The following is a 21,366-nucleotide window of genomic DNA, read 5'->3' as shown; positions in this document are numbered from 1 at the left end:
AAAGGTAACTGAGCTACATGCTCGACGTGAACTTCTTCGATCAGCTGAAGATCGGTCTTGCCACCGCTGACGACATCCGTCAGTGGTCGCACGGCGAGGTCAAGAAGCCTGAGACCATCAACTACCGCACGCTCAAGCCCGAGCGCGACGGCCTGTTCTGCGAGAAGATCTTCGGTCCCACCCGGGACTGGGAGTGCTACTGCGGCAAGTACAAGCGCGTGCGCTTCAAGGGCATCATCTGCGAGCGCTGCGGCGTCGAGGTGACCCGCTCGAAGGTCCGTCGCGAGCGCATGGGCCACATCGAGCTGGCCGCCCCGGTCACGCACATCTGGTACTTCAAGGGTGTGCCGAGCCGCCTGGGCTACCTGCTCGACCTCGCGCCGAAGGACCTCGAGAAGGTCATCTACTTCGCGGCGTACATGATCACGCACGTCGACGACGAGGCGCGTCACCGCGACCTCGCCTCGCTCGAGGCGAAGATCGACCTGGAGCGCAAGCAGCTCGAGAGCCGTCGTGACAACGAGGTCAACGAGCGCATGCAGAAGCTCGAGGAGGACATGGCCGCCCTCGAGGCCGAGGGTGCCAAGGCCGACGCGAAGCGCAAGGTCAAGGACGCCGCCGAGCGTGAGGCCCGCCAGCGTCGTGACCGCGTCCAGCGCGAGATCGACCGCCTCAACGAGGTCTGGGACCGGTTCAAGAGCCTCAAGGTCCAGGACCTCGAGGGCGACGAGCTGCTCTACCGCGAGATGACGTACCGCTTCGGCAAGTACTTCGAGGGCTACATGGGCGCCATGGCGATCAAGAAGCGCCTGGAGTCCTTCGACCTCGACGCCGAGGCCGAGTCGCTGCGCGAGGTCATCGCCACCGGCAAGGGCCAGAAGAAGACCCGTGCGCTCAAGCGCCTCAAGGTCGTCTCGGCGTTCCTGGCCAGCGGCAACCACCCGCGCGGCATGGTGCTGGACGCCGTCCCGGTGATCCCGCCGGAGCTGCGCCCGATGGTCCAGCTGGACGGTGGCCGCTTCGCGACCTCCGACCTCAACGACCTGTACCGCCGCGTCATCAACCGCAACAACCGGCTCAAGCGCCTGCTCGACCTGGGTGCGCCCGAGATCATCGTCAACAACGAGAAGCGGATGCTGCAGGAGGCCGTCGACTCGCTGTTCGACAACGGCCGCCGTGGCCGTCCGGTGACCGGACCGGGCAACCGCCCGCTCAAGTCGATCTCGGACATGCTCAAGGGTAAGCAGGGTCGCTTCCGCCAGAACCTGCTCGGCAAGCGCGTCGACTACTCCGGCCGTTCGGTCATCGTCGTCGGCCCGCAGCTCAAGCTGCACCAGTGCGGCCTGCCCAAGCAGATGGCCATCGAGCTGTTCAAGCCGTTCGTGATGAAGCGTCTGGTCGACCTGAACCACGCGCAGAACATCAAGAGCGCCAAGCGCATGGTCGAGCGCGGCGTGCGCGCCGAGGTGTGGGACGTCCTCGAAGAGGTCATCACCGAGCACCCGGTGCTGCTGAACCGTGCACCCACCCTGCACCGTCTGGGCATCCAGGCGTTCGAGCCGCAGCTCATCGAGGGCAAGGCCATCCAGATCCACCCGCTCGTCTGCTCGGCCTTCAACGCCGACTTCGACGGTGACCAGATGGCCGTGCACCTGCCGCTGAGCGCCGAGGCGCAGGCCGAGGCCCGCATCCTCATGCTGTCGACGAACAACATCCTGAAGCCGGCCGACGGTCGTCCCGTCACCATGCCGACCCAGGACATGATCATCGGCCTGTACTTCCTCACGCTCGAGCGTGACGGACTGCTGGGCGAGGGTCGCGCGTTCACGTCGCCGGCCGAGGCGCAGATGGCCTTCGAGCGCGGTGAGATCACGCTGCAGAGCAAGATCAAGCTGCCGGTCAACGACGCGCTGACCACCACGACGCTGGGTCGCGCGCTGTTCAACGCGACGCTGCCGGAGGACTACCCCTTCGTCAACTACCAGGTCGGCAAGAAGCAGCTCGGCGTGATCGTCAACGACCTGGCCGAGCGCTACAGCAAGGTCGACGTCGCCAACGCGCTGGACGCGCTGAAGGACACCGGCTTCCACTGGGCCACCCGCTCGGGCGTCACGATCTCGATCGACGACGTCTCGACGCCGGGCAACAAGCCCGAGATCCTCGGCAAGTACGAGGACCAGGCGGCCAAGGTCCAGACGCAGTTCGACCGCGGTCTCATCACCGAGGACGAGCGTCGTCAGGAGCTCATCGAGATCTGGACCCAGGCCACGGCCGAGGTCTCCGGTGAGATGGAGAAGAACTTCGACCACGACAACCCGATCTACATGATGGTCAACTCGGGTGCCCGCGGAAACATGATGCAGCTGCGTCAGATCGCCGCCATGCGTGGACTGGTCGCCAACCCGAAGGGCGAGATCATCCCTCGCCCGATCAAGGCGAACTTCCGCGAGGGCCTGAGCGTCGTCGAGTACTTCATCGCCACGCACGGTGCCCGCAAGGGACTGGCCGACACCGCCCTGCGCACCGCCGACTCGGGCTACCTGACGCGTCGACTCGTCGACGTCAGCCAGGACGTCATCATCCGCGAGGAGGACTGCGGCACCGAGCGCGGTCTGCCCAAGGTCATCGCGACCCGCCTCGAGGACGGCACCCTGGTGCCCGAGGAGCACGTGGAGACCTCGGTCTACTCGCGCACCTCGGCGGTCGAGATCGCCCACCCCGAGACGGGTGAGGTGCTCGTCGAGGCCGGTGGCGAGATGGGCGACGTCGAGATCAGCGCGCTGGTCTCGGCCGGCGTGGAGTCGATCCGCGTCCGCACCGTCCTCACCTGTGAGGCGGCGGCCGGTTCGTGCGCCAAGTGCTACGGCCGCTCGCTGGCGACCGGCAAGCTCGTCGACATCGGCGAGGCGGTCGGCACCATCGCCGCCCAGTCGATCGGTGAGCCCGGCACCCAGCTGACGATGCGTACCTTCCACACCGGTGGTGTGGCCGGTGACGACATCACGCACGGCCTGCCGCGCGTCGTGGAGCTGTTCGAGGCCCGCCAGCCCAAGGGCAAGGCCCCCATCACGGAGGCCGCCGGCCGGGTCGAGATCAACGACACCGACAAGACCCGCAAGCTCGTCGTCACCCCCGACGACGGCTCCGAGCCGCTGGAGTACCCGGTCACCAAGCGTGCCCGTCTGCTCATCGCCGACGGCGACCACGTCGAGGTCGGCCAGCAGCTCACGCACGGCACCCCGGACCCGCAGGAGGTCCTGCGCATCCTCGGTGTCCGCCGGGCGCAGGAGCACCTCGTGGACGAGGTCCAGGAGGTCTACCGCAGCCAGGGTGTGGCGATCCACGACAAGCACATCGAGATCATCGTGCGCCAGATGCTCCGTCGCGTGACGGTCATCGAGCAGGGCGACTCGAAGCTCATCCCGGGCGACCTGGCGGACCGCGCCACGTTCGAGGAGGAGAACCGTCGCGTCGTGGCCGAGGGCGGCACCCCCGCCTCGGGCCGTCCGGTGCTCATGGGCATCACGAAGGCCTCGCTGGCCGTCGAGTCGTGGCTGTCGGCCGCCTCCTTCCAGGAGACGACCCGCGTCCTCACCGACGCCGCCATCCACGGCAAGTCGGACTCGCTGCGCGGTCTGAAGGAGAACATCATCATCGGCAAGCTGATCCCGGCCGGCACCGGCCTGGACCGCTACCGCCAGATCCGGGTGGAGCCGACCGAGGAGGCGCGTGCGAACGCGTACTCGGTGAGCTCGTACGAGTCGTACGACTACGGCTTCGGCAACCCGACCGGCGAGTCGGTGCAGCTGGACGACTACGACTTCACGTCGTACGACAGCTGAGCTGCTGAACGCGAAGGGCCCCGCACCTCACGGTGCGGGGCCCTTCGTCGTCCGTGGCCGAGGTGCCCGGGGCGGGCGGCCGGCTACTTCTTGAACAGCCAGGTCAGCTTGGGCTCGAACACCGGACGGAACAGGTCGGCGACCGGCTTGGTCATGAGCAGGTTGGCCAGGACGATCGCCGCCGCGATGCAGCCGAGCACCGACACCGCGCCGTAGGGCTCGAGCTTCTGCCACAGGTCGAACTGACGGTCCAGCAGGATGATCACGTAGCCGTGCAGCAGGTAGCAGTAGAACGTCCGGGAGCCGAAGCGCGTCGTCCAGGACTCGCGCCGCGGCACGAGCGACAGGAAGGCCAGCGAAAGCACCAGGCCGACCACGATGAGGAACGCGCGTACCGCCAGCCCGTCCATCGGGCCCGCCTCGAGCGGGGCCTCGTCGTAGCGCATCTTCCACAGCAGCCACTCGGTCGTCCAGTCCGACGCGTACAGCTGGCACACGACGAACGAGCCGCCGAGCAGGGCCGCGGACGCGATCCGGACGCGCCACTGGCCGAGCGCCATGAAGCGGTCGCGGCTGAAGTGCATGCCGATGACGTAGAACGGCAGGAAGCCCAGCACCTTCGGCAGTGCGAGGACGTTGGGGATCTCGATCAGCCCGGCCAGCAGCGAGATGACGATCGAGATGGTGATCGGGTAGCGCACCGTGCGCCAGATCGGCGTCGTCAGGCGGTAGATGATGAGCGCGGCCATGAACCAGCCCAGCCACTGCGGCGAGAGCGGCATCAGGTGCTCCGGCGAGCCGTCGTAGTGCTTGGTGATCAGCTGCAGGCTCAGCTCGACGAGCAGGTACGGCACGACCAGGGTGCTGATCATGCGCCGGACCTGGCGCTGGTCGCCGACGTAGTTGCGCGCCGTGTAGCCCGAGATGAGCACGAAGAACGGCATGTGGAACAGGTAGATCCACGTGTAGACCCCGCGGGCGGAGTCCATCACCACCAGGTCGGTGAGCGAGTGGCCGATGACCACGAGGAGCATCACCCAGTAGCGGGCGTTGTCGAGGTACGCGACCCGCTTCTTCACGGGCTGGGTGGTCGTCTGCAGCGGGGCGAGCTCAGTCATCGTGTGCTTGACTCTAGAGGCGAAGCCTGAGGGCTTCCTGTCGAGGACGAAGCCGGAGGAGAGCCCCGTGACGCGCCGTACCCAACGCCTCGGCGCGTACGCCGTGGCCCTGCGCGACTCGCGCATCCTGCTCACCCGCATCAGCCCGGTCGGCTTCCCGGCCGGCAGCTGGACGCTGCCCGGCGGCGGGGTCGACCACGGCGAGTCGCCGCACGACGCCGTGCGCCGCGAGCTGCACGAGGAGACCGGGCTCGCCGCCCTGGACGCCCGGCTGGTGGACGTCCACGACGTGCACGTCGTGGACGTGGGTCGCGACGACGCCTACGAGGACTACCACGGGGTGCACGTGCTGTACGCCGTGCAGGTCGACGTCGACCAGGAGCCGCACGTCGTGGACGTCGGCGGCAGCACCGACCTGGTGCGCTGGGTCGAGCTGGCCGAGGTCGGCGGGCCGGACTATCCCGTGCTGCCGATGGTCCAGCACGTCCTGCGGACGCTCGAGCGCTACCGCTGGGCCGGAGCGGCCTGACGCATGAGGAAGGCGTAGGCGCCGCGGCCGGTGGCCACGTAGGCGCCGAACGCGCGGCTGCCGTCGATCGTGCGACCGGTGTAGGTCGTGGTGATCTCGTTCAGCTCCTCGATCGTGTTGGTGACCGGCTCGCCCGCGCCGGAGGCCCACGAGCGGGCCAGGTCGTCGGCGTCGCTGAACTTCGGCATCTGCACCATCGCGAACGACGGGCGGTCGCTGGTGAGCAGCAGGGTGGCGTCCTCGGGCAGCGTCCAGGTGCCGCCCAGGAGCGGTGAGTCGGTCGGCGCCGCGAGGTCCATCTTCGGCCAGACGGCCTCGGTGACCGGCGCGGTGGCGTCGGCGTCGGGCATGTCGCCGATGCCGTCGGTGTCCTTGCCCTCCTGGCCCTCGCGCGGGTCGCCGGCGTAGGCGATCTGCAGCACCATGACCGGATCGCCGTCCGAGGCGGGGAAGCCGGTGCGGGTCTGCAGCGAGCCGACCGCGACGTCGAGCGTGATCGAGACGTCACGACCACCGCCGGTCAGTCCGCGCTCGGCGAGGTGGCAGCCGGTGTAGCGCCCGGCCTGCACGGGACAGTAGGCGCCGAGGTTCTCGGCGTCGATCTCGTTGTCGGGCAGGACGGTGGCGATCTGGCCGAGCATGCGGTGCACGACGTCGGACGGCTCGCCGTCGATGCGCATCGCCGAGATGGTGACGTCCGGCTTGGGCTGCTCCTCGAGCAGGTCGTACGTGTCGTCGCTGGGCCGGTTGGTCGGCGTGGGGGTCGGGGTCGGCGGGGTCTCGCCGTCCTCCAGCTCCTCCTGCAGCGCGGCCTCGTCCTCGGCCTTCTTCTGCGCGACGGCGGCGTCGAGGTCGGCCTGGTAGGCCGCGACGAGCGCGTCGCTGCGGTAGCGGACGAGCGGACCGAGCTGGGTGGCGCCGCGCGGGACGCGCATGCCGTAGCCGATCGGGCTGTCGGGACCGGACTCGTGGTCGCCCACCTGGTCGCTCAGCGACGCGGTCGAGGCGGTCGCCTCGGGGTCGGCCGGCTCGTCGGAGCCGCCGTCGCAGGCGGCCGTCGCGGTGAGCATGCCGAGCGTCGCCAGGGCGGCGAGCAGTCGCTTCGTCCTCATGAGTCCTCTTCTCCCGGGTCCGCACCAGGGTAGTGGAGCCCGCCCAGCCGGACGGCAGTCGTATCCTCGGAGGGCATCGCACCGAGGAGGCCGCGTGACCAGCATCGTCCCGACCAGCCCCGAGACCGTCTTCACCTATGGAGCACCCGGTCTCAAGTTCGGCGTGGGAGCGCGCCACGAGCTCGGCCACGACCTGCGCCAGCTCGGCGCCCGGCGCGTCCTGCTGGTGACCGATCCCGGGGTCGCGGCCACCGGACGTCCGGCCGAGATGGCCGAGTCCGTCCGCGCCGCGGGGGTCGAGGTCGTGGTCTTCGACCGGGTGCGGGTCGAGCCCACCGACCGCAGCCTGGCCGAGGCCGTCGACGCCGCCCGGGCCGCGTCGCCGTTCGACGCGGTGGTCGCCGTGGGCGGCGGCAGCGCGATCGACACCGCCAAGGCGGTCAACCTCATGCTCACCAACGACGGCGAGCTCATGGACTACGTCAACGCCCCGGTCGGCGGCGGCAAGGCGCCGGAGAAGCCGCTGCTGCCGCTCGTCGCGGTGCCGACCACCACCGGCACCGGCAGCGAGAGCACGACCATCTGCGTCCTGGACGTCGTCGACCAGCACGTCAAGACCGGCATCTCCCACGCGCGGCTGCGGCCGACGATGGCCGTCGTCGACCCCGAGCTGACGATCACCCAGCCGGCCCAGGTCACCGCCGCGGCCGGCATGGACATCCTGTGCCACGCCCTGGAGAGCTACACCGCCCGCGGCTACACCAGCTACGAGCGCAAGACCGCCGAGCAGCGGGTGCCCTACTGCGGCGCCAACCCGATCTCGGACATGTGGAGCGAGAAGTCGATGAGCCTGCTGGCCGGCTCGTTCCGTCGCGCGGTCGCGCACGGCGACGACCTCGACGCGCGCACCGAGGTCGCGCTGGCCGCGACGTTCGCCGGGCTCGGCTTCGGCAACGCCGGCGTGCACATCCCGCACGCCAACGCCTACCCGGTGGCCGGCCAGGTGCGTGACTTCCGGCCCGAGGGCTACCCCGTGCTGGACGGTGACGACCACGCGATGGTGCCGCACGGCATGGCCGTCTCGCTCACCGCGCCCGAGGCGTTCCGGTTCACCTTCTCCTCGGCGCCCGAGCGGCACGTGCGCGCCGCCCAGCTGCTCGAGCCCGGCGCGACGCCCGGCGACGACCCGGCCTCGCTGCTGCCCGACGTGCTGACCCGGCTCATGCGCGACATCGGCGTGCCGTCCGGCCTCGCCGAGGTCGGCTACGGCGAGGGCGACGTCGACTCGCTGGTCGAGGGCACCCTCAAGCAGCAGCGGCTGCTCGCCACGGCGCCGCGCGAGGCGTCGGCCGACGACCTGGCCGGCATCCTGCGCGGGTCGCTCGAGCTGTGGTGAGCGTCGTCCCGGACGCCGCGCTCGACGTCGTCGCCGCGCTGCGCCGGCGCGGGGTCGCGGACGTCGACGACTCCACCCTGACCCGGGCGATGTACAGCACGGACGCCTCGCTGTACCGCGTCGTGCCCCAGGTCGTGGTGCGCCCGCACGACGCCGACGAGGTCGTGGCGGTGCTGGACGCGTGCCGCGAGACGGGCACGCCCCTGACGTCCCGCGGCGCGGGCACGTCGATCGCCGGCAACGCGATCGGCACCGGCGTCGTCCTGGACTTCCTGCGCCACATGAACCGGGTGCACGAGATCGACCCCGAGGCGCGCACGGCCCGGGTCGACCCCGGCGCCGTCCATGCCGTCGTCCAGCGCGCCGCCGCCCCGCACGGGCTGCGCTACGGCCCCGACCCGTCCACGCACACGCGCTGCACGGTCGCCGGCATGATCGCCAACAACGCCTGTGGCAACCGCGCGCTGGGCTACGGCCGGGCGTCGGACAACGTCGCCGGGCTGGACCTGCTGACCGCGGCGGGGGAGCGGCTGCTGCTGCGCCGCGGCGAGCGCACCGCGTCCGCGACCCTCGACCGGCTCGAGCAGGTCGTGGCTGGGGACCTCGGCACGGTGCGCACCGAGCTGGGCCGCTTCGGCCGCCAGGTGTCCGGCTACAGCCTCGAGCACCTGCTGCCCGAGCGCGGGTTCGACGTCGCCTCGTTCATGGCCGGCACCGAGGGGACGCTGGGCGTCTTCCTCGGGGCCACGATCGACCTGGTGGACGAGCCGCCGCACCGGCACATGGTGCTGCTGGCCTACCCGACGATGGCCGAGGCCGCCGACGACGTCCCGGCGCTGCTGCCGTTCGAGCCGGTCGCCTGCGAGGGGCTCGGCGCGCGCATCGTGCAGGTCTACCGCGCGGCCAAGGGCGCGTCCGCGGTGCCGGACATGCCCGAGGGCGGCGGCTTCCTCTACGTCGAGATCGCCGGCCACGACGAGGCCGAGCTGGCCGACCGCGCCGCGCGCATCGAGCGGGCGTCCTCGGCCCGCGCTGCCCGTTACGTGACCTCGCGGGCCGAGCAGGCCGTGCTGTGGCGCATCCGCGAGGAGGGCGCCGGGCTCGCGTCCCGCGTCTGGGACCGTCCCGCGCTCGCCGGCTGGGAGGACGCCGCGGTGCCGCCCGAGCGGCTGGGCGCCTACCTGCGTGACTTCGAGCGGCTCATGGCCGACCACGAGGTGCAGGGCGAGCCGTTCGGCCACTTCGGCGACGGCTGCGTGCACGTGCGCATCACCTTCCCGCTCGACGAGGTCGGCGGACGCAGCGTCTACCGCTCCTTCCTGCAGGACGCCGCCGCGCTCGTCGCGAGCCACGGCGGGTCGCTGTCGGGCGAGCACGGCGACGGCCGCGCGCGCTCGGAGCTGCTGCCGGCCATGTACTCGCCCAAGGCGCTGCGCCTGTTCGAGCAGGTCAAGGGCGTCCTGGACCCCGACGACGTGCTGAACCCCGGCGTCCTGGTGCGTCCGGCCCCGTTCGACGAGGACCTGCGCGGCTCGGGCCGCGGCCACGCGCCGCCCCTGCGCCGCACCGGCCTGCGGCTGCTGCACGACGAAGGCGACCTGGGCCAGGCGGTGCACCGTTGCACCGGCGTCGGCAAGTGCCTGGCCGACAACCGCGGCACGAACGGCGTCATGTGCCCCTCGTTCCAGGCCACGCGCAACGAGAAGGACTCCACCCGCGGGCGCGCCCGCACGCTGCAGGAGATGGTCGACGGCCGCCTGGTCGACCAGGGCTGGCGCTCGCCGGAGGTGCACGAGGCGCTCGACCTGTGCCTGTCGTGCAAGGGCTGCCTGCACGACTGCCCCACGGGCGTCGACATGGCCAGCTACAAGACCGAGGTGCTGCACCAGACGTACGCCGGGCGCGTGCGCCCGCGCAGCCACTACGTCATGGGCAAGCTGCCGCTGTGGGCGCGGATCGGGGCACCCTTCGCGCGGCTGACCAACGTCCTACTGCGCACGCCCGGCGTCGCCCACCTCGCCCGGTGGGTGTCCGGCATCGACCAGCGCCGTAGCATCCCGGCGTTCGCGCCGAGACCGTTCACGCGGGACGCCCGCACCCGCGAGGCCGCCGAGCGGCCGCGCGTGCTGCTGTGGTCGGACTCGTTCACCGAGTACTTCGCGCCCGCGGGCGGCCACGCCGCCGTCGCCGTCCTGGAGTCCGCCGGCTACGACGTCGAGCTGCTCGACCGCTCGGCGTGCTGCGGCCTCACCTGGATCACCACGGGCCAGCTGGACGCCGCCCGGCGCATCCTGGGCCGCACCGTCGAGGTGCTGCACGAGTACGTCGCCGCAGGCGTGCCGATCGTCGGCCTCGAGCCGTCGTGCCTGGCCGCGCTCCGGTCGGACGCCGTCGAGCTCGTGGACGACCCGCGCGCCGCGCAGGTCGCGACGGGCGTCTTCACTCTCTCGGAGCTGCTCACCCGCACCGAGGGCTGGACGCCGCCGGACCTCACCGGCACCGAGGTGGTCGTGCAGCCGCACTGCCACCAGTCCAGCGTCCTGGGCTTCGAGGCCGACATGGCCGTGCTGGAGCGCGCCGGCGTCACCGTGACCCGGCTCAGCGGCTGCTGCGGCCTGGCCGGCAACTGGGGCGTCGAGAAGGGCCACTACGAGACGTCCGTGGCCGTCGCCGAGACCCAGCTGCTGCCGGCCGTCCGCGCCGCCGGTCCGGACGCCGTGGTGCTGGCCGACGGCTTCTCCTGCCGCACCCAGCTCGACGACCTGGTCGACGTGCAGGCCCTGCACCTGTCCCAGCTCCTGGCCGGGGAGGCCGCTTCATGACCGAGCACAGCGAAGGCACGATCCATGACTGAGCACGCGCCCATGCGGATCGACCACCTGCCGGTGCTGGGGGAGCAGATGGCCCGCTTCGTCACCCTGCTCGGCGAGGCCGACGAGAACCTGCCGGTGCCGACCTGCCCGGGCTGGACGGTGCGCGACCTGGCCGTCCACCTCGGCACGATGCACCGCAAGGCCGGCGCGGTCGTGCTCGGCGCGACGCTGGTCGACACCCCCGAGCCGCTCGTGCTCGGCTCGCTCACCGACTGGTACGCCGGCTGCGCGTCCGCGCTCGTGCTCGCGCTGCAGGCGGTCGACCCGGCCGAGCCGGTGCCCAACTGGGCGCAGGTGCACGAGACGGCCGGCTTCTGGCGCCGCCGCCAGCTGCACGAGACGCTCGTCCACACGGTCGACCTGGCCGTCGCGCTCGGGCTGCCCGAGGACGGCTGGCCCGGCGCCGAGGGGTGGGGTCCGGACGCCCAGGTGTCCGCGGACGGGGTGGACGAGCTGCTGACGGTCATGCTGCGCGTGCGCGCGCTCCGTGGCGTCCCGCCCACGCTGCCGGCGCCCGTCCGCCTGCAGACCACCGACACCGACGACGCGTGGGTGCTGTCGCCCGGCGACCTGCTCCTCGTGCGACCCGCCGGGGCCGAGCCGGACGCCTCGCTCGACGACGTGGTGCGCGGCACCGCGGCCGACCTGTACCTGGGCCTGTGGGGACGCGTGGGCACCGACCGGCTGGACGTACGAGGCGACGCGGCGACCGCGTTCCTGGCCGGTCCGCTCGGCCTGTGACCCGCACGGCGTCCCGGCGTGTCACGCTTGACGGGGCGATTTTGACCCGCCAGACCCCACCCGGTAGTCTTTGAGACCGTGCCCGAAATCTTCGGGCCGACGTGCGTGCCCACTTCGAGGGCCCGCGCCCTCCAGGCAACATCCATTCTGCAGAAGGAAGTTCGTAGTGCCCACGATCAACCAGTTGGTTCGCAAGGGCCGCCAGAGCAAGGTGGTCAAGACCAACACGCCGGCCCTCAAGGGTTCGCCTCAGCGTCGCGGTGTCTGCACTCGCGTGTACACCACGACCCCCAAGAAGCCGAACTCCGCGCTGCGCAAGGTTGCACGTGTCCGCCTCTCGAGCGGCACCGAGGTCACCGCGTACATCCCCGGTGAGGGTCACAACCTCCAGGAGCACTCGATCGTCCTCGTCCGTGGCGGTCGTGTGAAGGACCTCCCGGGCGTCCGTTACAAGATCATCCGTGGCTCGCTCGACACCCAGGGTGTCAAGGGCCGCAAGCAGGCTCGCAGCCGTTACGGCGCGAAGAAGGAGAAGAGCTGATGCCGCGCAAGGGTCCCGCCCCGAAGCGTCCCATCGAGACCGATCCGGTCTACGGGAGCCAGCTGGTCACCCAGCTGATCAACAAGATCCTGCTCGACGGCAAGAAGCAGGTCGCGCAGCGCATCGTCTACACCGCCCTGGAGGGCACCCGCGAGAAGACCGGCACCGATCCGGTCATCACGCTGAAGCGCGCACTCGACAACGTGAAGCCGACCCTCGAGGTCAAGAGCCGCCGCGTCGGCGGTGCGACCTACCAGGTCCCGATCGAGGTCCGCGCCTCGCGCCAGACCACGCTCGCCCTGCGCTGGCTGGTCAAGTACTCCAGCGAGCGTCGTGAGAAGACGATGGCCGAGCGCCTGATGAACGAGCTCCTCGACGCCAGCAACGGCCTCGGCGGCTCGGTCAAGAAGCGCGAGGACACGCACAAGATGGCCGAGGCCAACCGCGCCTTCGCCCACTACCGCTGGTAAGTCGAGTCACCGGGGAGTCCGCGCTCGCGCGACGCCCGCTGGACTTCCCAGACCTGACAGCAGACTTTCGAAGGAACTGACGCCACGTGGCAACCGACATCACCACCGACCTGAAGCGGGTCCGCAACATCGGCATCATGGCCCACATCGATGCCGGCAAGACCACCACGACCGAGCGCATCCTCTTCTACACCGGCATCACGTACAAGATCGGTGAGGTCCACGAGGGTGGCGCCACGATGGACTGGATGGAGCAGGAGCAGGAGCGCGGCATCACCATCACGTCCGCCGCGACGACCTGCTGGTGGAAGAACCACCAGATCAACATCATCGACACCCCCGGTCACGTCGACTTCACCGTCGAGGTCGAGCGCTCGCTGCGCGTCCTCGACGGCGCGGTCGCGGTGTTCGACGGCGTCGCCGGTGTCGAGCCCCAGTCCGAGACCGTCTGGCGTCAGGCCGACAAGTACGGCGTGCCGCGCATGTGCTTCGTCAACAAGCTCGACCGCACCGGTGCGTCCTTCGACTTCTGCGTCAAGACGATCCGTGAGCGCCTCGGCGCCACGCCGCTCGTCCTGCAGCTGCCCATCGGCGCCGAGTCCGACTTCATCGGCGTCGTCGACCTGGTCGGCATGCGCGCCCTCGTCTGGCGCGGCGAGACCGCGATCGGCGAGGACTACGCCGTCGAGGAGATCCCGGCCGACCTGGCCGACGAGGCTGCGGAGGCCCGCGAGGCCCTGCTCGAGACCCTCTCGGACGTCGACGACGAGATCGCCGAGAAGTTCCTCGAGGGCGAGGACATCTCGGTCGACGAGCTGAAGGCCGCGATCCGTCGCGCCACGCTCGGCACCAAGCTCAACCCGGTCCTGTGCGGCACCGCGTTCAAGAACAAGGGCGTCCAGCCCCTGCTCGACGCGGTCGTCGACTTCCTGCCCTCGCCGATCGACGTCGGCGCGGTCAAGGGCCACAGCGCCAAGGACGAGTCGGTCGAGGACACCCGCGAGCCCTCCGACGAGGCGCCCTTCTCGGGCCTGGCGTTCAAGATCGCCACCGACCCGCACCTGGGCAAGCTGACCTTCGTCCGCGTCTACTCGGGTCGCCTCGAGGCCGGCACGCAGGTGCTCAACGTGACCAAGGGTCGCAAGGAGCGGATCGGCAAGGTCTACCAGATGCACGCCAACAAGCGTGAGGAGATCGCGTCGGTCGGTGCCGGCCAGATCGTGGCCGTCATGGGCCTCAAGGACACGACGACCGGCGAGACGCTGGCCGACTCGGCCAAGCCGATCGTCCTGGAGTCGATGACCTTCCCCGACCCGGTCATCCAGGTCGCCATCGAGCCCAAGACCAAGAGCGACCAGGAGAAGCTGGGCGTCGCGATCCAGAAGCTCGCCGAGGAGGACCCGACGTTCCAGGTCCACACGGACGAGGAGACGGGTCAGACGATCATCGCCGGCATGGGCGAGCTCCACCTCGACATCCTGGTCGACCGCATGAAGCGCGAGTTCCGCGTCGAGGCGAACGTCGGCAAGCCCCAGGTCGCGTACCGCGAGACCATCAAGGGCACCGTCACCGGCCACAGCTACACGCACAAGAAGCAGACCGGTGGTTCGGGCCAGTTCGCCAAGGTCGTCATCGGCGTGGCCCCCAACGGCCCCGACGCCGGTGGCGAGGGCGGCTACGAGTTCGTCAACGAGGTCAGCGGCGGCCGCGTCCCGAAGGAGTACATCCCCTCGGTCGACGCCGGCGGCCAGGCGGCCATGGAGTTCGGCGTCCTCGCCGGCTACCCGATGGTGGACGTCAAGTTCACCCTCGAGGACGGCGCCTACCACGACGTCGACTCCAGCGAGCTGGCGTTCAAGCTGGCCGGCAACATGGCGTTCAAGGAGGCTGCGCGCAAGGCCAACCCGGTCCTGCTCGAGCCGATGTTCGCCGTCGAGGTCACGACGCCCGAGGACTACATGGGCGACGTGATCGGCGACCTCAACTCCCGCCGTGGCCAGGTTCAGGCCATGGAGGAGGGCTACGGTGGCGCCAAGCTCGTCAAGGCGCTCGTGCCCCTGTCCGAGATGTTCGGCTACGTGGGCGACCTGAGGTCCAAGACCTCCGGCCGTGCCTCGTACTCGATGCAGTTCGACTCCTACGCCGAGGTCCCGAAGGCCGTGGCCGAAGAGATCATCAAGAAGGCCCGCGGCGAGTAATCCACGGTCCGTCCGTTAAGGTGGCCTGAGGTGTCCGTTCGCGGGACCCAACGGCGTTCAACAGCAACAACAATCCCAGGAGGAGCCCACAGTGGCTAAGGCGAAGTTCGAGCGGACCAAGCCGCACATGAACATCGGCACCATCGGTCACATCGACCACGGCAAGACGACGCTGACCGCGGCGATCACCAAGGTGCTGCACGACAAGTACCCGGACCTCAACGAGGCTTCGGCGTTCGACCAGATCGACAAGGCTCCCGAGGAGCGTCAGCGCGGCATCACGATCTCGATCTCGCACGTCGAGTACCAGACCGAGAACCGCCACTACGCGCACGTCGACTGCCCCGGCCACGCCGACTACGTCAAGAACATGATCACCGGCGCGGCTCAGATGGACGGCGCGATCCTCGTGGTCGCCGCCACCGACGGCCCGATGCCGCAGACCCGTGAGCACGTCCTCCTGGCCCGCCAGGTCGGCGTCCCCGCGATGGTCGTCGCGCTGAACAAGTGCGACATGGTCGACGACGAGGAGATCCTGGAGCTCGTCGAGCTCGAGGTCCGTGAGCTGCTCAACGAGCAGGAGTTCGACGGCGACAACGTCCCGGTCGTCCCCGTGGCCGCCTTCCCGGCGCTGCAGGGCGACGAGAAGTGGGCCGAGTCGATCCTCAACCTCATGAACGCGGTGGACGAGTACATCCCGCTCCCGCCCCGTGAGACGGACAAGCCGTTCCTCATGCCCGTCGAGGACGTCTTCACGATCACCGGTCGTGGCACCGTCATCACCGGTCGCATCGAGCGCGGCATCATCAAGGTGAACGAGACCGTCGAGATCGTCGGCATCCGCGAGGAGAAGCAGACGACGACGGTCACCGGCATCGAGATGTTCCGCAAGCTCCTCGACGAGGGCCAGGCCGGCGAGAACGTGGGCCTGCTGCTTCGTGGCACCAAGCGCGAGGACGTCGAGCGCGGCATGGTCATCATCGCGCCCGGCACCACGACGCCGCACACGGACTTCGAGGGCCAGGTCTACATCCTGTCGAAGGAGGAGGGCGGCCGTCACACGCCGTTCTTCAACAACTACCGTCCGCAGTTCTACTTCCGCACGACGGACGTCACCGGCGTCGTCACGCTGCCCGAGGGCACCGAGATGGTCATGCCCGGCGACAACACCGAGATGAGCGTCAAGCTCATCCAGCCGATCGCCATGGAGGAGGGCCTGCGCTTCGCCATCCGCGAGGGCGGCCGTACCGTCGGCGCCGGCCGTGTCACGAAGATCAACGCGTGACCTGCTGACACCAGCGCACGAGCCCCTCGGACCTTCGGGTCCGGGGGGCTTCGTCGTTCTCACGGGCGGTCCGCGCCCGGTGTGAGCGGTTCGTCACCGGAGCGCACCGGCGGACGGCACCGGGCGAAACATCGGCTTCCTAGCCTCGTGGCGAGCGCCGGCACCGGGCCGGCCCGCACAGGGGAGCGGCGATGACCACGGACGTACGCGAGCTCGCGCCGGACCGGACCTCCGGGACGCGGCGCACCGGACGCTGGATCGATCACTGGGAGCCCGAGGACCCGGCGTTCTGGGCGCACACCGGACAGCGGGTCGCGCGGCGCAACCTGGCCTGGTCGATCTTCGCCGAGCACCTGGGCTTCTCGGTGTGGCTGCTGTGGAGCGTCAGCGCCGCCATGATGGCCGGCGCCGGGTTCGACCTCAGCGCCCAGCAGCTGTTCTGGCTGCTGGCGGTGCCCAACCTCGTGGGCTCCTTGCTGCGGGTGCCCTACACGTTCGCGGTGCCGCGCTTCGGCGGACGCAACTGGACGATCGCCAGCGCCGTGCTGCTGCTCGTCCCGACGCTGCTGTTCGTCGTCGTGGTGCAGCGCCCGGGCACGCCGTACTGGGTGCTCGTGCTGGTGGCGGCGACCGCCGGCCTGGGCGGCGGGAACTTCGCCTCGTCCATGGCCAACATCAACTTCTTCTACCCGGCCGAGCGCAAGGGCGCGGCGCTGGGCCTCAACGCCGCCGGCGGCAACCTGGGCGTGGCGATCATCCAGCTGTTCCTGCCCGTCGTGGTCGGCGGGGCGGGCCTGTTCGGCCTGGTGAAGGCGGCCGAGTCCGGCATCCACCTGGAACGAGCCGGCCTGCTGTACGCCGCGCTGGCCGTGGTCGCCGCCGTCGGTGCCTGGGCCGGCATGGACAACCTGCGCAGCGCCCGCTCGACGGTGCGCGAGCAGCTCTCGGTCGTCCGGTACCGGCACACCTGGGTGATGTCGTTCCTGTACGTCGGCACGTTCGGCTCGTTCATCGGCTACTCGGCGGCGATGCCGCTGCTCATCAAGCTGAACTTCTGGACCCAGCCGGTGCCGGGTGTCGAGGGCATCGGCGTCAACTTCGCCTACTTCGCCTTCCTCGGCGCGCTCGTCGGCTCGGTCGCTCGTCCGTTCGGCGGCTGGCTGGCCGACCGGCTCGGCGGAGCCCGGGTCACGGTGGGCTGCTTCGCGCTCATGGTGGCCGGCACGCTGGGCGTCCTGGCCACGCTGCGGGCGCTCGAGCCGGTCCCGGCCCAGCCGACCGACGGGGTGGACCCGGCCACGTTCGCCTACGCGCCGGACGTCGTCGCGGCAGTCGACCACAACACCGGGCTGTTCGGCTGGTTCCTGCTGGCCTTCCTCGTGGTGTTCGCCGCCGCCGGGGCGGGCAACGGCTCGACCTACCGGATGATCCCGGCGATCTGGCGCTCGTACGCCGACGCCGAGACGGAGGAGGGGACGCCCGCCCGGGCCGCGGCGCGGGCGCGCTCGGTGAAGGAGGCGTCCGCCGTCATCGGGCTCGCCGGGGCGGTGGGCGCGATCGGCGGCTTCCTCATCCCGATCACGTTCGGCTCGCCGTGGGTGAGCGACCCGATCGAGGCGGTGCAGGCCGCGTTCATGGTGTTCACCGGGTTCTACGTCGTCTGCGCCGCGGTGGCCTGGGCGGTCTACCTGCGGCGCGGTGCCCCGATGGCGAGGGCGGGCGTGTGACCGACACCCACTGCCCGTACTGCGCGCTGCAGTGCGCCCAGCGGCTGAGCGGCACCGGCGCGGCCGACCTCGCCGCCGAGCCGCGGGACTTCCCGACCAACCGCGGCGGGATGTGCCAGAAGGGGTGGACGAGCCCGGAGCTGCTGCGCACGCCCGACCGGCTGACCGTGCCGCTGCAGCGCAACGCGTCCGGGTCGCTGGAGCCGGTCGGGTGGGACGAGGCGCTGGACGACGTCGCGGCGCGGCTGCGGACGATGGGCCGAGACGAGGTGGCCGTGTTCGGCGGTGGCGGGCTGACCAACGAGAAGGCCTACCAGCTGGGCAAGCTCGCCCGGCTCGCCCTGCGGACGCGGCTGATCGACTACAACGGGCGGTTCTGCATGGCCGCCGCGGCGGCGGCCGCCAACCGCACCCTCGGGCTGGATCGTGGGCTGCCGTTCCCGCTGACCGACCTGGCCGACGCCGACGCGGTGCTGCTGCTCGGCAGCAACCTGGCCGACACGATGCCGCCGAGCGTCCAGCACCTGGCCGCCGTGCGCGAGCGCGGGGGCCTGGTCGTGGTCGACCCCCGGCGCTCGGCGACCGCGGCGCTGACCGACGAGGGGGCCGGCCTCCACCTTGCCCCGGTGCCGGGCACCGACATCGTCCTGCTCCTCGGCCTGCTGCACGTCGTGCTGGCCGAGGGTCTGGCCGACGAGACCTACCTGGCCGAGCGGGTGGACCGCGTGGACGACGTCCGTGCCGCCGTCGCCGAGTGGTGGCCCGAGCGCGTCGCCGCCACCACGGGCGTTCCAGCCACCGCGGTACGCCGCGTCGCCCGGCTGCTCGCCGACGCGAGCGGCCACCGCGGCGGACGGGGCGCGTTCGTGCTGACCGGACGTGGCAGCGAGCAGCACGTCGACGGCGCCGACACGGTGACCGCCGCGATCGACCTGGCCCTCGCGCTCGGGCTCGTGGGCGCCGAGCGCGGCGGGTACGGGGCACTCACCGGGCAGGGCAACGGGCAGGGCGGCCGCGAGCACGGGCTGAAGGCCGACCAGCTGCCCGGCTACCGATCGATCGCCGACCCGGCTGCCCGCGAGCACGTCGCCCGGGTGTGGGGCGTCGACCCCGAGCTGCTGCCCGGTCCGGGAGTCCCCGCGGTCGAGCTGCTCGCCTCGCTCGGGCGTCCCGGCGGTCCGCGGGCCCTGCTCGTCCACGGCAGCAACCCCGTCGTCAGCGCCCCGGACGCCCGCGCGGTGCGGAGCCGGCTGGAGTCGCTGGACCTGCTGGTCGTCTGCGACGTCGTGCCCTCGGAGACCGCCCTGCTGGCCGACTACGTCCTGCCCGTCACGCAGTGGGCCGAGGAGGAGGGCACCATGACCGGCATCGAGGGACGCGTGCTGCGCCGCCGCCGAGCGATCGAGCCGCCGCCCGGGGTCCGCGACGAGCTGTGGGTCATGGCCGAGCTGGCCCGGCGGCTGGACGCGCCGGGCACCTGGTCGACCGACCCCCGCGAGGTCTTCGACGAGCTGCGCCGGGCCAGCGCCGGCGGCCGGGCCGACTACGCCGGCATCAGCTACGACCGGCTCGACGCGGGGGAGGCGCTGTACTGGCCGTGCCCGGACGAGACCCACCCAGGCACGCCGCGACCCTTCGCCGACCGCTTCCCGACCGCGTCCGGCCGGGCCCGGATGGTGGCGGTGCGGCCCAGCGGACCGGCCGACGTCGTGCGGCCGGACGCCCCGGTGTGGCTGGTGACCGGGCGGCTGCTCGAGCACTACCAGTCCGGCGCCCAGACCCGGCGGGTCGAGCGGCTGAACCGCAGCCAGGCCGGCGCCTACGTCGAGATCCACCCCTCGCTCGCCGCCCGGATCGGGCTCGACGGGCACGAGGACGTCGTGGTCACCTCGGCCCGGGGCACGATGACCGCCCCGGCGCGGGTCAGCACGCAGGTCCGGCCCGACACCGTGTTCGTCCCGTTCCACTTCGCCGGCGACGACCTGGTCAACGCGGTGACCAACGACGCGACCGACCCGGTCTCGGGGATGCCCGAGCTCAAGGTGTGCGCCGTGACCGTCGAGCGGGCGGGCCGATGAGGGTCGTCGTGGTCGGCGCCGGGATGGTCGGACACCGGTTCGCCGACGACCTCGCCCGGTTCGCGCCGCACGCCGAGGTCGACCTGGTGGGCGCCGAGCCGCACGCGCCGTACAACCGCGTCCTGCTGACCGAGCTGCTGGCCGGCCGGGTCGAGCCCGGCGCCCTGACCCTCCCGCGTCCGGGCGCACCGGTGCGCGTCTGGGCGGGAGCCGAGGCGCTGCACGTCGACCGCGAGCGGCGAGTGGTGGCCACGGCCGAGCGGACGTTCACCTACGACCACCTCGTGCTGGCCACCGGGGCGCGGGCCCGACGGCTTCGGGTCGACGGCCTCGACCCGATGCCGCGAGGTGCCCATGTGCTGCGCTCGCTGCACGACGCCCGCGCGGTCGACGCCGCGACCGAGCACGCGCGGCGGGCCGTGGTCGTGGGCAGCGGCCCGCTGGGGCTCGAGGCGGCGTGCGCCCTGGCCCACCGGGGCGTGCCCGTCACGCTCGTCTCGGCCTCCGCCACCGTGCTGGCGCGGGACCTCGACCCGGTCGCCGGCGGGGTGGTCGGGCGGTCGTTGCGCGGCCTCGGCCTGGACGTCCGCGAGGCCGCGGTGCTCGAGGCGGTGGAGACCGTCGACGGGCGGGTGGCCGGCGTACGGCTCGACAGCGGCACCGTCGAGGCGGACCTGCTGCTGCTGGCCTGCGGGTCGGAGCCCGAGACCCGGCTGGCCCGGGCCGCCGGCCTGGTCGTGGACGGCGGGGTGGTGGTGGACGCCGACCTGGCGACCGACGACCCGCGGGTGTCCGCGATCGGCGACTGCGCCCGGACGCCCGGAGGGACCAGCGGGCTCGTCGGCCCCGGCTGGCAGCAGGCCACCGCCCTCGCACGGCGTCTGGCCGGCGCGTCCCCGGCACCCGCCTCGGTCGTCGGCGGCGCGGCCATGCGGCTGAAGGCGGTCGGCCTGGACGTCGTCACCGAGGGTGTGCGCGGGTCGGTCGCCGAGCCGGACGACCGGGTGCTCGCCGTCCACGACCCGAGCGCCGGACGGCACGTCGAGGTGGTGGTGCGCGGCGACGAGCTCGCCGGCTTCACCTGCGTCGGCGACGGCGACCTCGCCGCACACCTCTCGACGCAGGTCGCCCGGCCCGGCGTCCTGCCGCCGGATCCGCTGCAGCTGCTGCTCGGGACGTCCGGCGCGGCGCCCACGACGTCCGGAAGCCCGACGACGATGCCCGCCGCCACCACCGTCTGCCGGTGCAACGGCGTGACCAAGGGCGACCTGGTGGACGCCTGGGAGGACGGCTGCACGAGCGTCTCGGCGCTGGCTGACCGCACGCGCGCCACCACGGGGTGCGGCGGCTGCCGCAGGCTCGTGCAGGGCGTCGCGCAGTGGCTCGAGCAGGTCGACCCGCCGGCCTCACAACCGGACCCGGGCGCGCGTGAGCGATCCGTTCCGGCGACGTAACC

14 protein-coding genes are annotated in these 21,366 nt (G+C 71.4%); 12 read left to right on the top strand and 2 right to left on the bottom strand.

The genetic code is table 11. The features are described 5' to 3' along the window. Positions 1-17: 17 nt before the first annotated feature. Complete coding sequence (locus HGAM_RS01325) at positions 18-3,842, top strand: DNA-directed RNA polymerase subunit beta' (protein WP_019143669.1); 3,825 nt, start codon at positions 18-20, stop codon at positions 3,840-3,842. An 83-nt stretch (positions 3,843-3,925) separates the two neighbouring features. Here HGAM_RS01325 and HGAM_RS17155 read toward each other — a convergent pair whose 3' ends face one another. Continuing rightward, on the bottom strand, positions 3,926-4,960 hold the full coding sequence (locus HGAM_RS17155; RefSeq protein WP_019143668.1) for an acyltransferase family protein: 1,035 nt from the start codon (positions 4,958-4,960) through the stop codon (positions 3,926-3,928). A 67-nt stretch (positions 4,961-5,027) separates the two neighbouring features. Here HGAM_RS17155 and HGAM_RS01315 point away from each other — a divergent pair, with 67 nt between their 5' ends. Then, positions 5,028-5,489 carry an NUDIX hydrolase gene (locus HGAM_RS01315; protein ID WP_019143667.1) on the top strand — a complete coding sequence of 154 codons (462 nt, stop codon included), beginning with the start codon at positions 5,028-5,030 and terminating at the stop codon, positions 5,487-5,489. On the opposite strand, the gene HGAM_RS01310 is transcribed toward HGAM_RS01315, so the two are convergent. Then, positions 5,465-6,601, bottom strand: a complete 1,137-nt coding sequence (locus tag HGAM_RS01310; protein WP_019143666.1) for a hypothetical protein — start codon at positions 6,599-6,601, stop codon at positions 5,465-5,467. The genes HGAM_RS01315 and HGAM_RS01310 overlap by 25 nt on opposite strands. Positions 6,602-6,695: 94 nt before the next feature. Here HGAM_RS01310 and HGAM_RS01305 point away from each other — a divergent pair, with 94 nt between their 5' ends. From HGAM_RS01305 to HGAM_RS20825, 10 genes are all read left to right on the top strand, one after another. Beyond that, positions 6,696-7,997, top strand: coding sequence for a hydroxyacid-oxoacid transhydrogenase (locus HGAM_RS01305; RefSeq protein WP_019143665.1), 1,302 nt, complete (start codon positions 6,696-6,698; stop codon positions 7,995-7,997). Further along, positions 7,994-10,819 (top strand): FAD-binding and (Fe-S)-binding domain-containing protein, encoded by a 2,826-nt coding sequence (locus HGAM_RS01300; protein ID WP_038951463.1) that lies wholly within the window; start codon positions 7,994-7,996, stop codon positions 10,817-10,819. Before HGAM_RS01305 ends, HGAM_RS01300 begins: the two co-directional genes overlap by 4 nt. Positions 10,820-10,843: 24 nt before the next feature. Continuing rightward, positions 10,844-11,611: a maleylpyruvate isomerase family mycothiol-dependent enzyme gene (locus tag HGAM_RS01295; protein ID WP_038951462.1), complete on the top strand. Its 768-nt coding sequence runs from the start codon at positions 10,844-10,846 to the stop codon at positions 11,609-11,611. A 166-nt stretch (positions 11,612-11,777) separates the two neighbouring features. Beyond that, a complete protein-coding gene (gene rpsL / locus HGAM_RS01290; RefSeq protein WP_019143662.1) occupies positions 11,778-12,152 on the top strand; it encodes a 30S ribosomal protein S12 in 375 nt (124 codons plus the stop codon). After that, a complete protein-coding gene (gene rpsG, locus HGAM_RS01285) occupies positions 12,152-12,622 on the top strand; it encodes a 30S ribosomal protein S7 (protein ID WP_019143661.1) in 471 nt (156 codons plus the stop codon). Before rpsL ends, rpsG begins: the two co-directional genes overlap by 1 nt. Before the next feature lie 86 nt (positions 12,623-12,708). Then, complete coding sequence (fusA, locus tag HGAM_RS01280) at positions 12,709-14,820, top strand: elongation factor G (RefSeq protein WP_019143660.1); 2,112 nt, start codon at positions 12,709-12,711, stop codon at positions 14,818-14,820. A 91-nt stretch (positions 14,821-14,911) separates the two neighbouring features. Further along, a complete protein-coding gene (gene tuf / locus HGAM_RS01275; RefSeq protein ID WP_019143659.1) occupies positions 14,912-16,105 on the top strand; it encodes an elongation factor Tu in 1,194 nt (397 codons plus the stop codon). A gap of 191 nt (positions 16,106-16,296) precedes the next feature. After that, complete coding sequence (locus tag HGAM_RS17150; protein WP_019143658.1) at positions 16,297-17,832, top strand: MFS transporter; 1,536 nt, start codon at positions 16,297-16,299, stop codon at positions 17,830-17,832. After that, the gene (locus tag HGAM_RS01265) at positions 17,829-19,910 is read left to right on the top strand and encodes a molybdopterin oxidoreductase family protein (RefSeq protein ID WP_019143657.1); all 2,082 of its coding nucleotides are present in this window, start codon (positions 17,829-17,831) and stop codon (positions 19,908-19,910) included. Before HGAM_RS17150 ends, HGAM_RS01265 begins: the two co-directional genes overlap by 4 nt. Beyond that, a complete protein-coding gene (locus tag HGAM_RS20825; RefSeq protein WP_245532094.1) occupies positions 19,907-21,364 on the top strand; it encodes an FAD-dependent oxidoreductase in 1,458 nt (485 codons plus the stop codon). The genes HGAM_RS01265 and HGAM_RS20825 overlap by 4 nt, the downstream gene beginning before the upstream one ends. Positions 21,365-21,366 lie beyond the last annotated feature (2 nt).

This window comes from Aeromicrobium massiliense JC14 (assembly GCF_000312105.1).
GTDB lineage: Bacteria > Actinomycetota > Actinomycetes > Propionibacteriales > Nocardioidaceae > Aeromicrobium > Aeromicrobium massiliense.
This window is presented reverse-complemented; position numbering and strand designations above follow the sequence as displayed.